The following is a 13,324-nucleotide window of genomic DNA, read 5'->3' as shown; positions in this document are numbered from 1 at the left end:
CGAAGGCGCGTGCTTTCCAGCATGCCGCCTGTTAATATTTCCCCTCGGCATTTAATTATCAGGGGAAGCCATGGAACGTCTCGACCGGCTGGAAGCGGTCCAGTCGCTGCTGCTCGAAATCGGGCAGACGTCGACCAGCTGCAGCGACATCACCGAATTCATCCGCGCCGTGCACCGCGCGCTCGGCCGCATCATGTATGCGGCGAATTTCTATGTGGCGCTGTCGGACCGCGATGAAGGCACGGTGCGCTTCATGTACTTCGTCGACGAATCGGACGAGGGGCCGCCGCTGAACGTTCCTGTGCAGCTTGCCTCTCCCGACCAGTCGCCGACGGCCTGGGTCATCCTCAACGGCCAGTCGCTGGTCGTGACCGCGGCCGATTTCCGGGAGCGCGAAGCGCAGGGGTCAAATTTCGGCGCCGGCAGCGCGGCCGAGCACTGGATCGGCTGCCCGCTGCTCGACCAGCAGCACCTGCCGCTGGGCGCCATCGTCATCCAGAGCTACAGCCCCGAGCACACCTACAGCACTGAGGACCAGGCCCTGTTCGCGGTGATCGCGAACCACGTCTCGGTGGCCCTGCAAAGCCTGCAGAGCATGGACCGGCTCGAGCGCGCCGTGCAGGAGCGCACGGTGCGGCTGGAGGAAAAGAACGCTGCCCTGAACAGCGCGCTGACCCAGTTGCAGCAGGCCCAAGGCGAACTGGTGCGCCAGGAAAAGCTGGCCTCGCTCGGCCGCCTGGTGGCCGGCGTGGCGCACGAGATCAACACCCCGCTGGGCATCTGCGTCACCGCCACCAGCCACCTGGTCGAAGAGCTGCGCCTGACCCGCGCCGAGCTGGCGGCCGGCGAGATGACCCAGGACAGCCTGGACACTTTCCTCGACATCGTCGACCAGTCGCTGCGCATCATGACCACCAACACCCAGCGCGCGGCGGCCCTGGTGCGCAGCTTCAAGCAGGTAGCGGTGGACCAGTCCTCGGGCGACATCCGCCGCTTCAACCTGTGCAATTACCTGAACGAAGTGCTGCTGTCGCTGCAGCCAAAGCTGAAGGGGCGTCCTGTAAAAGTCGAGGTCGATTGTGCGGCGGACGTGCAGATGGAAAGCTACCCGGGCGCGCTGTCGCAGATCGTCACCAACATGGTGATGAATTCGCTGGTGCACGGCTTCGAGCACGAGCAGGCAGGCAAGATCACGCTCCGTGCCTCGGTCGCCGACGAGCAGGTGTCGCTGTCCTACGCCGACGACGGCGCCGGCATGGACCAGGACACGCTGGAAAAACTGTTCGACCCCTTCTTCACGACCAAGCGCGGCAACGGCGGCAGCGGACTGGGCGCGCATATCCTGTTCAACCTGGTGACGGGAGCGCTGGGCGGCACCGTGAAGGCCACGAGTGCGCCGGGGCAGGGCTTGCGGTATGAATTGACGTTCCCGCGCAGCCGGCGCGGCGAGGCGCTGGTGGCGTGAATGCTGGAATGAGTGGGACGCAGGGTGGACGGCTCCACCCGAGGCTGTGATGTACCCGCTGCTTCAATGCCGTCCACGCGTTCAACCAAGCTCTGGAAACCTCGCGTCAATGCTGACGGGAGTTGAACGCGTGGACGGCGCACACGTCGCGGCGACGCACGTTAAAGGGTAGAGCCGTCCACCCTACGGCGCAGAGGAATGACGAAGCCATCCGGTGGAGCCGCCCGGTGAACCCGTCATTGAAGCCACTGACCTCAATGACCCCTACGCGGTGATGCTCAATCCGGCCACTGCCGGTTGATCTCCAGCGCCTTGTCCATGTTCTTGATGAGCAGGTTGACGTAGTGCGGGTCGAGGTGGTGGCCGGCGATTTCGCGCAGGTAGTCGGTGACCTGCTCGACCGGCCAGGCTTTCTTGTAGCAGCGTTCGTGGCTGAGGGCGTCGAAGACGTCGGCCACGGCGACGATGCGCGCGTACGGGTGGATCGCTTCGCCCTTCAAACCCTGCGGATAGCCGGTGCCGTCGTACTTTTCGTGGTGCTGGTGCGCGATCACGGCGGCGGCCTTCAGGATCGGGCGATTCGACCCTTCCAGGATTTGCAGGCCCACCGTCGGGTGCTGCTTCATGACTTCCCATTCCTCGGGCGTCAGGCGGCCGGGTTTCAGGAGGACGGCGTCGGGAGTGGCGATCTTGCCGATGTCGTGCATCGGCGCGGCGTGCACCAGGGTGGCCGTCTCGTCTTCCGGCATACCCGAGGCTTCGGCCAGCAGGTGGCAGACCTGCGCCATGCGGCGCACGTGGTTGCCGGCTTCGTTCGAGCGCGACTCGACCACGTCGCCCAGGCGGAAGATGAGTTCGGCCTGGGTATCGGTAATTTCCTGGTTCAGCAGGATGTTGTCGAAGGCGATCGCAACGCCCGAGCAGAATACTTCCAGCAGCTGTGCGTCGACGTCGGAGATTTCCTCGACGCCCTGCAGCACTAGCAGCGAAGCCTTGCCGCTGCTGTTCGGGAAGTAGCCGACATAGGTGTCGCCGTGGAGCTTCGAGATCCGGTTGTGGCGCGCCTCGTCCAGTTGCGCGAGCAGGCCCGCGTCGATGCCGTGGCTGCCGAAGTCGCCGATCCTGGCCAGCACTTCGTACTGGCTCTCTCCGGTGATCATGCTCGCGCCCTTCAGGCGCAGCAGCATGCTTTGCTCGAGGCGCAGCAGGGCGACGACCTGTTGCAGCAGGCCGCTGGCGAAATCCTTCAGGTTGCGCTGCTTGAACAGGTGGGACGAGGCCGCCAGCACGCGCTCAAGACCCTCGCGGTAGTTCTGCTGCACCCGGCGCGCTTCCTCGACCTTCATGATGTCGCGGTAGGCGCGCAGCGCGGCAAACGTCGTGGTGAACAGTTTTGTCCGGTCGAGTTCCGTCTTTTCCTTGTAATCGTTGATGTCGTAGTCGACGATCACGCGCTCTTCCGGCGCCTGGCCCGGCTGGCCGGTGCGCAGCACGATGCGGGACAGGCTGTTGCCCAGATCCTGACGCATCCAGCGCGCCACTTCCAGGCCGCTGTCTTCGCGTTCCATCACCACGTCGAGGAAAACCAGCGCGATGTCGGTCTCGCGCGCCAGGATGTCCTTGGCCTCGGCGCCGCTGTAGGCGTGCAGGAAGGACAGTGCACGGCCTTCAAGGCGGAAGCGGTTCAGCGTCAGCTTGGTGATGTTGTGGATGTCCGGCTCGTCGTCGACAAGGAGGACTTTCCAGGGGGCGAGCTTGGGCGCGGCTGGGGACAGGAAGGACATGGCGTTTCCGTTACCGTAAGAAGTCGACGAGCAAAATAAGAATTTTCCTACGATGCCTGTAGGAAAATTCATTGTAGTACGGCTTCAAGAAATTAACAAAGGGCAATAGACCTAGACCTTTTGCAACTGTCAACGAAGTGTTGGCTAATTGAGTCAGTCGTAGCGTTTTTGGCAGCGTTCGCAGAAGAAGCTGCGCCGGTTGGTGCGCCCGAGGTGGGCTTTTTTGAAGGGAATGTTACAGCGCGGGCAGGTCGTCTTGGCATGGGCGAGCCAATGTTGCTTTAATACATACTGTTTTTTCCACTCCAGGAAATCGAAACTGTACTGGCGTGCCTCGGCAACGAGGGCGCACAGTTTGCGGGCCGGCAGCGCCCCGACCGTCGAGGAAGGATGGACGCGGATCCGGAACAGCACCTCGTTCTTGATGATGTTGCCGACTCCCGAGAAAATGTCCTGGTTGAGCAGGGCGTCGCAGGCCAGCATGTCGGGCTGGGCACGGAGCTTCTTGCGGGCGCGGGCCGGGTTCCAGGCCTCGTTCATGACGTCGGCGCTCCAGTCGTACTGGGCGTCGAGGTTGCGGTCGATTTCGCGCACCGAGCACGCATAAAAATTGATTTCGCCGCCGTCGGCCATACGTAGGAAGAGGCGCGGCGGTTTGTCGCGCCGCTCGTTGACGCGATAGGTGCCGAACAGCAGGAAATGGATGCGCACGGCCATGTCGGGCAATTCGATGAGGAAATGCTTGCCCCAAGTGCGCAGCGACAGGATGGTCTGGCCGACCAGGCGGGAGGTATCGATCGCGGTCGTATTGCCGCCGGCCTCGACGATTTCCTGGCCGACGTAGCGGGCCGTTTCTTCCTTCAGGATGAAAAGCGATGGACCTTCTGGCACGAGACACCTCCTTGCAGCGATTGTGTCGCGTTCGCCAGGACGCGGCTGTGCGAGGACTAACAAACCGATACAGGATTTACGCGGCGGAGACAGCAGCACGGGGTAAACGCGCGTATATTGAACGTATATTGAACGTGGACAAAGATACCGACAGAAAGGAATCGCCATGAAGAACGTGATTCAAAAATTGACCGCGAGCGCGCTGCTGGCGCTGGCAGCCGGCGCCGCCTCGGCCGACGTGACCGTGAACTACGTCCAGCCCGACCGTTTCTCGGACTTGCCGTTCGCGAGCTGGGAGCGGGACGCGGTGCTGAAGGACCTGACCGAGCACTTTGCCAAGCTGGGTGCGCAGTTGCCGCCGGGCCAGAACCTGCGCGTGGAGGTGCTGGACGTCGACCTGGCCGGCCGCGAGTATCCGAACCGCGGGCCGCGTGACCTGCGCATCGTCAAGCACATCGACTGGCCGCGCATCGACCTGCGCTACGTGGTCGAGCAGGATGGCCGGGTGCTGGGCAGCGGCGAAGCCCAGTTGCGCGACATGAGCTTCATGGACCGCATCACCCGCTACACGGACAGCGAGTCGCTGCGCTACGAGAAGCGCATGATCGACGACTGGTTCTATTCGACCATCGTCCCGCGCGAACGCTCGGCTCGGCGTTAAGCCCACCCCCATCGCAACGTAGGGTGGAGTCCCGACTCCACGCGTCTACAGCGCCGGCAGAATCCGGAACATCAAAAAACGCCGCTCGATACAAATCGAAGCGGCGTTTTTAATTTATACCGGGCTGTCGTTACTCTTCCTTCTTCCCCTGCAGCCGCAGCTCACGCGCCCGCATGCCGGGCGTCTCGCGCACCTTGTAATTCGACGGCACCGCGAACAGCGCCGCATCCGGCTCCCCACGCTTCACATTCTCGAGCCGGTACACGTAGTCGCCGCTGCGCGGATCGCTGTGCTTGGAATACATCGTCACCTGCAGTTCCGGCGAGGTCCAGGTCTCGTCGGCGACGACGATCGGGTTGCGGTTGCCGACTTCGCCGGCCGGGATTTCATAACTGCGCAGCTTGCCTTCGGCGCGCACGCCATCGAAGTCGCGCGTGCCGAGGTCGCGGCTGACCGCCTTGGCGGCCCATTTCATGTCCCCTGCCGCGTTGGCGACGAGGGTGCCGAGCTGGGGCCCGATCATGGAACCGAAATGGGGGCCGGGATGCATGCCGGGACCGGCGGCATCGGGGCCCGGGCCGCGCGGAATACGGATCACGCGCACGGTCTCGCGGGTGCCGTCGCTTTCCCGCTCGACATGGACGGCGGTGCGTTCCTCGATACGGCGCTCGACGCCGGCCTCGCGCTCGATCCGCGGCAGGCGGCCTTCCTTGCGCAGCTGTTCGATGCGGGCGCGGGCGCCGGCGGCGGCGTTGCGGGCGATGTCGACGGGCGAAGACAGTTTTTGCGCGGTACGCGAGCCGGGCGACAGGATCCAGACCGCGTTCGCCACCGGATCGTGGATCGTCACGCTGCGCACTTCGCCGTTGGCGCTGCGCACTTCGTGGCGGGTACGCCCCTGGCTGTCGCGGTAGGTGGCGGCGCTCGTGCGGCGCTCGATCTGGTTACCGTCGGGCAGTTGCTGCAGGCGCTCGGACACGGCCTGGGCGCTATACGGCGCATTTTTGACCGGCTGGGCGTGGCGGCGGTGAATGATGCGCAGTCCGTCTGCAGGATGCGGCGCGCCCGCTTCCAGGCCGGCCGGCACGGCCAGCTCTTCGGCCAGGACCGGCGGCAGGAAACAGGCGAGCAGGGCGGCGAGCAGAGGGCCGAGCAGCAATGGGGTCGTTTTCATGTTGTCCTCGTTGTGGTGGTGTGAAGTACTCGAAACCTAGTCAATCGAAGTCAGGCGCACGGCCAGCGGTTCGCCGCTCGCGCCGACCAGCATCTCGGCATACACGGCCTCCCCGGCGTTTTCGGGCGTCACCGGCAGGCCGAGCGCGGCCAGCATCGTGCGCGGCACCTCGGCTTCGACCAGGCGCGGCTCGGTTTCCTGGTCGATGCGTTCGAAGGCGTCGAGCGCGATGAAGGCGGCGCCGTCGTCGAAGCGCACCAGCGGCTGCGCTCCCGGCAAGTCGCTCCCCATGTTGTCGGCCAACTGCGGCGGCACCAGCAGCAGCGCCAGCACGGCGGCGGTGAGGACGGAACCGGCGCCGGCGGCAGCCCATTCCGGCAGGTTCAGGCGCCGGTGCCAGGGCTTGCGCGGCGCAAACGCGGCGCCGAAGGCCTGCATCAATTCCTTTTCGACGCAGCGCGGGGTGTCCAGCCCGGCCATGCCGGTGCGCAGCGTGGCGAGCCGGGCGTCGAGATCGAGGTTGTCGTTGGTATCCATGTCAGTCACTTTTACTCAGTTGGCCGCCAGGGCGTGGGCATGCAGGAGTTTTGCCAGTGCGGCGCGGCCGCGCGCCAGGCGCGAGCGCACGGTGCCGATGTCGACCGCGCAGATCGTCGCGATCTCGAGATAGGTCAAGCCATGCAGTTCGTAGAGGATGACGGCATCGCGGTAGTGCGGCGCCAGGCGCGCCAGCGCGCGGCGCACAGCTTCGGCGGACTCGTCGGCCAGCACGCGTGCCAGCGGACAGGCGTCAGGGCAGGGTTCCTCCGCTTCGCCGTCCTCGTCGGGCTCGGGCAGGGCGGTTTCGCGCAGGCGCGGCGCTTCGTGTTTGAGGATCAGGTTGCGCGCGACGCCGAACAGGAAGTTCGGCAGCGAGCCGCGCAGCGGGTCGAAGGCAAGGCGGCCGCTCAGCAGCCCCATGAACGCTTCCTGCACCGTATCGGCGGCCGTGTCGGCCGAACCGCAACGCAGCAGGGCGAAGCGGTAGAGCGGCCCCTGGTGGCGGCGGTAGAGGGCGGCGAAGGCGCGTGCGTCGCCGGCGCGCATGCCGCGCAGCAGCTCGTCGTCGGTGGTGGTGGGCGTGATGGTCATGGTTGTCATCTCACCCATATTCCGGCGAGATGACAATAAAGTTCCAACTATTTTTGTGGAACCGCGATAAACCTACTGCGCGTCGGATTGTTGGCCTGCGATACTCGCTGTACCGACGTACAGCTGCGTTTCTCGGCCAACACTCCTTCCGCTCGCTACGGTTTCTCGCGGCTCCACGTCGGGGTCAATCGACCCAGTTCACGCGTTCGAACTTGTTGCGGAAGTCCTCGGGCATGGCGACGACCTGGCTGGACTTGTAGTTGTAGAACACGAAGCCGGACTTGGCCATGGCGACCAGGGCCTTGTCGCGCGGGCGGGTGATGCGGAAGATGATGTCGCCGCCGTACTTGTTGAAGTCCATGACGCCGACTTCGAACAGCAGCTCGTCGCGTGCGTGGGCTTCGGCGCGGTAGGTGGTGGCGAGGTCGGTGACGATGATGCCGGTGCCGTCGCGCTCGGTTTCGGCGACGCCGAATTCGAACAGGAACAGGGCACGCGCCTCGGAGATCATCGAGATCATCGAGTCGTTGCCGAGGTGGTTCGCGGCATTGATGTCGGTCACGCGCACCGTCAGCGGCGTGGAGTAATAGAACTGGTCTTCAGGGAAGTCGAGATGTAAGCGAGCCATTCTTTCATTTTAACCCGACTAACCGGCAGTGCCCCGGACGATCCGGAAGATGCGTCCGCCGGCACTGATCACATACAGCTCGCCCGCCCCGTCGCGCCCGAAAGACACGACCTGGCCGGCTCCGTTCAGATTCCAGTCGCGCTGTTCGACGACGCCGGCGCCGGTAGCGAAGAAGCTCTTGACGTAGCCCCTGCAGAAGTCGGAATAGAAATAGCGCCCCGCCAGCTCGGGCAGTGCCGTTCCCCGGTACACGTAGCCGCCGGTGATCGAGCAACCGTTGACGTCGTTCGCACCATGCTCGTACTCGAACACGGGCAGGGTCAGGCCCGTGCGGTCGCAGCTCGCCGCGCCGAAGCAGGCCGTGCCTTCCATGATGTCCCAGCCGTAGTTCAGTCCGCCCTGCGCGGCGGTGGCGATGTTCACTTCCTCGCGCGCGGCCTGGCCGACGTCGGCCGTATAGAGCTGCTCGCCATCGAAGGCGAAACGCCACGGGTTGCGCAGGCCGGAGGCCCAGATTTCGGCGCGCCGGCCAGCCTGGTTGACGTAGGGATTGGTGGCGGGGATCGTGTAGGGCTGGGCCGTGGTGGTGCCGCGCACGTCCACCCGCAGCATCTTGCCGAGCAGCGAATTGAGGTTCTGGGCGTTGCCGAAGGGATCGCCAGCACCGCCGCCGTCGCCGGTCGCGGCGTACAGGAAGCCATCGGGCCCAAAGGCGACCAGGCCGCCGAAATGGTTCTGGAACTGCGGGTGCGCGATGCGCAGGATGATCAGCGCCGAAGTCGGGTCGGCCAGGTTCGGCGTCGGAGATGAGCCGTAACGCTCGACGACGATGTTCTGCGACAGGTCGGTGTAATACACATAGAAATAGCCGTTGCTGGCGAAATTCGGGTCGAAGGCCATCGACAGCAGGCCGCCTTCGCCGCCGGTGAAGACGTTGGCGCTGATGTCGAGCCAGGGCTGGGTGAGCGTGGCGCCGTTGCGTACTACCCGGATCACGCCGCGCCGCTCGACCACGAACAGGCGGTCGTCGCCCGGCGGGGCGGTGGCGAAAGTGGGGCTGGTGAAGGTCGGGCCGATATCGAGCAGGGACAAGGTCAGCGCCTGAGACGCGTAGGCGACGCTGGCCGTTGCCGTGGCGCCGGCGGTGACGACCACGCTCTGGGTGGTGGGCGAGGGGGTGTAGGTGGCGCCGCCGACCGAGACGTTCGAGGCCGCGACGCTGTACGAGCCGGGCGCCAGGCTGTTCAGGGTCTGCGTACTTGTCAGGTCCTGGGAAAAATTGTTCGGTCCCGTGACGCGGACCGCGCCGTTGGTGCCGCCGGGAAGCGAATTGATCACGACTTGCAGGGCGCCGGTGGTCGCTGCTGGCGGGGTAGGGGCCGGGGGCGCGGGAGGAGTGCCGGGATCGCCGCCTCCGCCGCCGCAACTGGCCAGGAGAAACAGCAAGGACAGCAGGAATAGCCGTGCGCGATCGACCAGCATGATAGGCCTCCACAGGAGTGACGACTCCGTTAGCCGATACTGCCAGCGATCTTGAACTGGCCGCGCACGCTTCGCTGTGGAAAGCGCACCGAAACAACAGCCAGTATCAGGGAGCGGACGGTGGACGCTGGCGGGTCTTGGCAACCACGCCTTGCGGATCGATCAGGACGACGTATTCGGCGTAGCGGCCGCCGCCCGCGGGAGACTGGTAGAGCCAGACTTCATAGCCGCTGTCGAAGACGATGGTTTTGGTGGCGCCGAAAGCGGCGAGCAGCTCGGCCTTGGTGGTGCGGCCCGGGACGACCGCCGAGGCGAGCCGTTCGGCCGCCGCCTGGGTGCCGATCGGGGCCGGACCGGTGGCGCAGCCGGCCAGAAGAAAGGCGCACAGGAGCAGGGCACGGGTCTTCATGGCGTCGCCTCCACTGCAGGTGGGGATGCGGCAGGCGCATCGCTCATGTACTCGAATTCGACGAGCGTATCGTCGGGCCAGCTCTTGTCCCAGATGGGCGCGAAATAGGTGCGGTCGAGCAGTACCTGGCAATCGCAGTAGGGCAGGTCCGCACGGGTTTTTTCGCCGCCGTGCCAGAGCATTTTGAAGGGCAGCTCCTCGACGCGCTCGCCGGCGCGCAGGCGCACCGAGAAGATCGGGCGCTCGGCGAAGAACAGGTAATTGCCATTCGGGCTGTTGCAGACCTGGTCGGGGCCGGTGAGGACATCCGAGATCCAGCCGAACAGGGGAGAGCTGTTCGACACCAGCCCGGCTTCGACGCCGACCCGGCATTCGAGGCGCAGGTCGCCCAGGCGCCGCGTACCGGGCGGTACCCCTGGCGACGCGATCATCGCGCGCCAGGTCATGCTGGTGGTCTTGCGGTTGGCCAGCACGGCCGCGTCTTCGCGCAGCGCCTGCTCGTTGCGGGGCAACACGAAACTGTTGTCGGGAGCGACCGGCACCGGCACCGAGACCGTGTCGCCGGCCACGCGCAGGGTGATGCCCTGCATGTTGACGTCCGGCGTGCGCGGCAGCAGGCGGAAGCGCAGGCTGGCGTTGGGGGCGAAGGCATGCTCGCGCTCGAAGCGTTCCATGCCTTTGATCATCTTGCGATAGGATTTGTCGACCGGATCGCGTGTGCTGGTCACGTTCACGGTGGCGACGGAAGACGAAGGGGACTGCTGTGCCATTGCCGCCGCCGGGACGGCCGCGATGGCGCAGGTAAAGCTCAGGATGATGCAGCGCGCGAGGTCGTACAAGACTGGCCGCATGGCGCTTACCAGTAGCGGACGCGGCCGGTGTCCATGTGCACGAACTGCGAGTCCGGGTAATACCCGACGCCGCCGCCGCGCAGGGACATGGCTGCCTTGTGCAGCTGGGCGAGGTTCTTGCCCGGCAGGCGGATGTCGATGGCCTTGCCGTCCATGTGCATGCTGCGCTTGGCCACGCCGCTGCTGTTGGCATGCAGCTTGGCGTTCGATTCCGGCGAGCGGTAGCCCGAAATGATGTGCAGTTGCTGGCCTGCGCCAAGCTTGTCGCCTACCTGGTTGACGAGCAGGAGCAGCTCCGGATCGATCGGCGCGATCTTGTTGTTGCGGTGGTCGCGCAGCAGTTTGTTGATGTCCTGCAGTGCGTCCGGAATGAACTGGCCCTCTGCCCAAAAGACGCTCTTCAGGCTTTCGCCCGTATGCGTGTTGTACAGGCGCAGAACACGTTCACCTTGCGCGGGCTGGGCAGCTTTTGCCAGCGCCGGCACGCCGATCATGGAAGCGAGTGCAACAGAGCCTTTGAGGAAAGAGCGTCGCTGGTTCATTAGTGAGCATCCTTTAAGCAGGTTCAGAATCGAAGATGATACCCCGATTTCGTTATCTTTGCAGTGAATGCGGGAGAAATGCGACAAGATGACGGAAGGTTAATAACTTTTAAAGGAGACTTGCATGCAATTCAGCCAACTTGCACGCCGAGCCGGCGCTGCTTTCGTTATCTCGTGCGCCGTCCAGCCCGTGCTGGCCCAGGTCGCGGCCACCGGGGCGCCGCAGGAGGTCAAGGGCTGGCGCGCCGAGACCGTCACCGACGCGCTGCCGCAGGCCTGGGGCATGGCCTGGCTGCCGGACGGCCGCATCCTCGTCACCGGCAAGGAAGGCACGCTGCACCTGGTCGCGGGCGGCAAGGTCCAGCCGGTGCCGCCCGCGCATCCTGCGCATCGTGCCGGACAAGTCCTGAGGCACTTGCGCGCCGGAGCCGGTGGCTTTCCCGGATACTCGGGCCAAAGGAGGAGGATGCGATGAGCGATTTCCCGATCGACCTGGCCGGCACCGCGCTGGTGCTGATCGACCTGCAAAACGGGAATGTGGCGCGCGAACTGGCGCCCCATTCCGCGGAGCAGGTGGTGGGCAACTGCGTGCTGCTGGCGCAGGAAATGCGCAACCGCGGCGCGATGGTGATCTATGTGCGGGTGCTGATGAACGAGCTGCAGATGCCCCCGAGCGACGCGCCGCTGCGCCCGCCCGGCGCGCCCCCGCCGCCGCCGGACGCCTCGCACCTGGCCGACAGCGCCGGGGTCGAGGCGACCGACATCGTGATCACCAAGCGCCAGTGGGGCGCCTTCTACGGCACCGAGCTCGACCAGTTACTGCGGCGGCGCGGCATCAGGACGCTGGTGCTGGGCGGCATCGTCACGAATTTCGGTGTCGAATCGACGGCGCGCGCTGCCCATGACCGGGGTTATGCGCTGGTGTTTGCCGAGGATGCGATGAGCGGTATCACGGCCGAGGCGCATGAGTTTGCGTGCCGTAATACTTTTAGGGTGATGGGACGGGTGCGCACGACGCGGGAGTTGATCGACGCCCTCCAGGCCGGAACCGGGGACGCCTGACGCGTAGGGTGGGCGGGTTTCCCGCTCACGCGTTCAAGCGGCAGGTGAACTTTCGTGGAGTTCCACCGTTCGTTGAACGCGTGGGCGGCGCATCCGGCGCGTGATCACTCACTCTTGGGTATAGCCGCCCACCCTACGAAACCCTTACGCCGCTTCGCGGATCTGCGCCGTGATCTCGTACGAGCGCAAGCGCGCGGCGTGGTCGAAGATCTGCGAGGTGATCATCAGCTCGTCGGGGCGGGTGTGGGCGATGAAGGCCTTCATCTGGGCCGCCACGGTCTCGGGCGAGCCGATGGCCGAGCACGACAGCACGCTGTCGAGCATCGCGCGTTCCGCCGGGGCGAGCGCTTCGAGGTAGCCGCGCACCGGGGGTTGCAGCCGCGTCGGGCGGCCGCTGCGCAGGTTCACGAAGGCCTGCTGCATCGAGGTGGCGCGGTAACGGGCTTCCTCGTCGGTGTCGGCCGCGAACACGTTAAAGCCGAGCATGACGTAGGGCTTGTCGAGCTGGCTCGAGGGCTTGAAGTTGGCGCGGTACATGTCGATGGCCTGCATCATCATCTGCGGCGCGAAATGCGAGGCAAAGGCGTAGGGCAGGCCGAGGTGGGCGGCGAGCTGGGCGCCGAACAGGCTGGAACCGAGGATCCACAGCGGCACGTCCAGGCCCGCGCCCGGGATGGCTTTCACCGAGCGACGCGGCGAATCGGCAAAATAATCCTGCAGTTCGAGGACGTCCTGCGGGAATTCGTCGGCGTCCGAGGCCAGATTGCGGCGCAGGGCGCGCGCGGTGATGTGGTCGGAACCGGGGGCGCGGCCCAGGCCCAGGTCGATGCGGCCCGGGAACAGCGACTCGAGCGTGCCGAACTGTTCGGCGATCACGAGCGGCGAGTGGTTCGGCAGCATGATGCCGCCGGCGCCGACGCGAATCGTCGAGGTGCCGGCCGCGACATAGCCGATCAGCACCGAGGTGGCGGCGCTGGCGATGCCCGGCATGCCATGGTGTTCGGCCAGCCAGAAACGGTTGTAGCCCCAGCGCTCGCCGTGCTGGGCGAGGTCGAGCGAATGGTGGAAAGAAGCGCGCGCATCGCTGCCTTCGGCGATGGGCGAGAGGTCGAGTATGGAAAAGGGAATCATGAGCCGCATGATACGCCGATGGGTTTTTTCCCGCTGTCCGGGTCGAAAAACGGGGCTGCGCGGCCCTGGCCGTGTAAAGATTGACCAGCAAAAATTGCTTACCTATCATGGCC

15 protein-coding genes are annotated in these 13,324 nt (G+C 65.3%); 4 read left to right on the top strand and 11 right to left on the bottom strand.

The window, feature by feature from the left end; genetic code table 11:
• The first annotated feature begins 70 nt into the window (after nucleotides 1-70).
• A complete protein-coding gene (locus ACWCIA_RS14265; protein WP_454164271.1) occupies nucleotides 71-1,465 on the top strand; it encodes a GAF domain-containing sensor histidine kinase in 1,395 nt (464 codons plus the stop codon).
• Between the two features lie 278 nt (nucleotides 1,466-1,743).
• Here ACWCIA_RS14265 and ACWCIA_RS14260 read toward each other — a convergent pair whose 3' ends face one another.
• A complete protein-coding gene (locus ACWCIA_RS14260) occupies nucleotides 1,744-3,249 on the bottom strand; it encodes an HD domain-containing phosphohydrolase (protein WP_454164269.1) in 1,506 nt (501 codons plus the stop codon).
• 153 nt (nucleotides 3,250-3,402) lie between these two features.
• Nucleotides 3,403-4,140 carry a DNA-formamidopyrimidine glycosylase family protein gene (locus tag ACWCIA_RS14255; protein ID WP_454164268.1) on the bottom strand — a complete coding sequence of 246 codons (738 nt, stop codon included), beginning with the start codon at nucleotides 4,138-4,140 and terminating at the stop codon, nucleotides 3,403-3,405.
• A 166-nt stretch (nucleotides 4,141-4,306) separates the two neighbouring features.
• Here ACWCIA_RS14255 and ACWCIA_RS14250 point away from each other — a divergent pair, with 166 nt between their 5' ends.
• Nucleotides 4,307-4,801, top strand: a complete 495-nt coding sequence (locus ACWCIA_RS14250; RefSeq protein ID WP_454164267.1) for a DUF3016 domain-containing protein — start codon at nucleotides 4,307-4,309, stop codon at nucleotides 4,799-4,801.
• A gap of 130 nt (nucleotides 4,802-4,931) precedes the next feature.
• Here ACWCIA_RS14250 and ACWCIA_RS14245 read toward each other — a convergent pair whose 3' ends face one another.
• The 8 genes from ACWCIA_RS14245 to ACWCIA_RS14210 all read right to left on the bottom strand — a co-directional run bounded on the left by ACWCIA_RS14245 (nucleotide 4,932) and on the right by ACWCIA_RS14210 (nucleotide 11,018).
• Complete coding sequence (locus ACWCIA_RS14245) at nucleotides 4,932-5,975, bottom strand: hypothetical protein (protein ID WP_454164266.1); 1,044 nt, start codon at nucleotides 5,973-5,975, stop codon at nucleotides 4,932-4,934.
• Between the two features lie 36 nt (nucleotides 5,976-6,011).
• Nucleotides 6,012-6,512 (bottom strand): hypothetical protein, encoded by a 501-nt coding sequence (locus tag ACWCIA_RS14240; protein ID WP_454164264.1) that lies wholly within the window; start codon nucleotides 6,510-6,512, stop codon nucleotides 6,012-6,014.
• A 15-nt stretch (nucleotides 6,513-6,527) separates the two neighbouring features.
• The gene (locus tag ACWCIA_RS14235) at nucleotides 6,528-7,106 is read right to left on the bottom strand and encodes an RNA polymerase sigma factor (RefSeq protein ID WP_454164263.1); all 579 of its coding nucleotides are present in this window, start codon (nucleotides 7,104-7,106) and stop codon (nucleotides 6,528-6,530) included.
• 184 nt (nucleotides 7,107-7,290) lie between these two features.
• Complete coding sequence (locus ACWCIA_RS14230; RefSeq protein WP_454164261.1) at nucleotides 7,291-7,734, bottom strand: thioesterase family protein; 444 nt, start codon at nucleotides 7,732-7,734, stop codon at nucleotides 7,291-7,293.
• A gap of 18 nt (nucleotides 7,735-7,752) precedes the next feature.
• The gene (locus ACWCIA_RS14225; protein WP_454164259.1) at nucleotides 7,753-9,216 is read right to left on the bottom strand and encodes a PQQ-dependent sugar dehydrogenase; all 1,464 of its coding nucleotides are present in this window, start codon (nucleotides 9,214-9,216) and stop codon (nucleotides 7,753-7,755) included.
• Nucleotides 9,217-9,322: 106 nt separating this feature from the next.
• Nucleotides 9,323-9,625, bottom strand: a complete 303-nt coding sequence (locus ACWCIA_RS14220) for a hypothetical protein (RefSeq protein WP_454164257.1) — start codon at nucleotides 9,623-9,625, stop codon at nucleotides 9,323-9,325.
• Entirely contained in the window at nucleotides 9,622-10,476 is an 855-nt protein-coding gene (locus ACWCIA_RS14215; protein WP_454164256.1) for a hypothetical protein, read from the bottom strand. Before ACWCIA_RS14215 ends, ACWCIA_RS14220 begins: the two co-directional genes overlap by 4 nt.
• 5 nt (nucleotides 10,477-10,481) lie before the next feature.
• The gene (locus ACWCIA_RS14210) at nucleotides 10,482-11,018 is read right to left on the bottom strand and encodes a DUF882 domain-containing protein (protein ID WP_454164255.1); all 537 of its coding nucleotides are present in this window, start codon (nucleotides 11,016-11,018) and stop codon (nucleotides 10,482-10,484) included.
• Between the two features lie 124 nt (nucleotides 11,019-11,142).
• On the opposite strand from ACWCIA_RS14210, the gene ACWCIA_RS14205 reads away from it, so the two are divergent.
• On the top strand, nucleotides 11,143-11,493 hold the full coding sequence (locus tag ACWCIA_RS14205; protein WP_454164253.1) for a hypothetical protein: 351 nt from the start codon (nucleotides 11,143-11,145) through the stop codon (nucleotides 11,491-11,493).
• Nucleotides 11,490-12,080 (top strand): isochorismatase family protein, encoded by a 591-nt coding sequence (locus ACWCIA_RS14200; RefSeq protein ID WP_454164251.1) that lies wholly within the window; start codon nucleotides 11,490-11,492, stop codon nucleotides 12,078-12,080. The genes ACWCIA_RS14205 and ACWCIA_RS14200 overlap by 4 nt, the downstream gene beginning before the upstream one ends.
• A 144-nt stretch (nucleotides 12,081-12,224) precedes the next feature.
• Here the strand turns inward: ACWCIA_RS14200 and ACWCIA_RS14195 are convergent, their stop codons facing one another.
• Nucleotides 12,225-13,220, bottom strand: coding sequence for an LLM class flavin-dependent oxidoreductase (locus ACWCIA_RS14195; protein ID WP_454164249.1), 996 nt, complete (start codon nucleotides 13,218-13,220; stop codon nucleotides 12,225-12,227).
• Nucleotides 13,221-13,324: the final 104 nt, after the last annotated feature.

This window comes from Massilia sp. SYSU DXS3249, assembly GCF_053668055.1.
This window is presented reverse-complemented; position numbering and strand designations above follow the sequence as displayed.

What these genes read in the sequence shown, in the direction of transcription:
- ACWCIA_RS14265 (WP_454164271.1), top strand. Translation starts at nt 71, where the DNA reads ATGGAACGTCTCGACCGGCTGGAAGCGGTCCAGTCGCTGCTGCTCGAA.
- ACWCIA_RS14260 (WP_454164269.1), bottom strand. Translation starts at nt 3,249, where the DNA reads ATGTCCTTCCTGTCCCCAGCCGCGCCCAAGCTCGCCCCCTGGAAAGTC.
- ACWCIA_RS14250 (WP_454164267.1), top strand. Translation starts at nt 4,307, where the DNA reads ATGAAGAACGTGATTCAAAAATTGACCGCGAGCGCGCTGCTGGCGCTG.
- ACWCIA_RS14245 (WP_454164266.1), bottom strand. Translation starts at nt 5,975, where the DNA reads ATGAAAACGACCCCATTGCTGCTCGGCCCTCTGCTCGCCGCCCTGCTC.
- ACWCIA_RS14240 (WP_454164264.1), bottom strand. Translation starts at nt 6,512, where the DNA reads ATGGATACCAACGACAACCTCGATCTCGACGCCCGGCTCGCCACGCTG.
- ACWCIA_RS14235 (WP_454164263.1), bottom strand. Translation starts at nt 7,106, where the DNA reads ATGACCATCACGCCCACCACCACCGACGACGAGCTGCTGCGCGGCATG.
- ACWCIA_RS14230 (WP_454164261.1), bottom strand. Translation starts at nt 7,734, where the DNA reads ATGGCTCGCTTACATCTCGACTTCCCTGAAGACCAGTTCTATTACTCC.
- ACWCIA_RS14225 (WP_454164259.1), bottom strand. Translation starts at nt 9,216, where the DNA reads ATGCTGGTCGATCGCGCACGGCTATTCCTGCTGTCCTTGCTGTTTCTC.
- ACWCIA_RS14220 (WP_454164257.1), bottom strand. Translation starts at nt 9,625, where the DNA reads ATGAAGACCCGTGCCCTGCTCCTGTGCGCCTTTCTTCTGGCCGGCTGC.
- ACWCIA_RS14215 (WP_454164256.1), bottom strand. Translation starts at nt 10,476, where the DNA reads ATGCGGCCAGTCTTGTACGACCTCGCGCGCTGCATCATCCTGAGCTTT.
- ACWCIA_RS14210 (WP_454164255.1), bottom strand. Translation starts at nt 11,018, where the DNA reads ATGAACCAGCGACGCTCTTTCCTCAAAGGCTCTGTTGCACTCGCTTCC.
- ACWCIA_RS14205 (WP_454164253.1), top strand. Translation starts at nt 11,143, where the DNA reads ATGCAATTCAGCCAACTTGCACGCCGAGCCGGCGCTGCTTTCGTTATC.
- ACWCIA_RS14200 (WP_454164251.1), top strand. Translation starts at nt 11,490, where the DNA reads ATGAGCGATTTCCCGATCGACCTGGCCGGCACCGCGCTGGTGCTGATC.
- ACWCIA_RS14195 (WP_454164249.1), bottom strand. Translation starts at nt 13,220, where the DNA reads ATGCGGCTCATGATTCCCTTTTCCATACTCGACCTCTCGCCCATCGCC.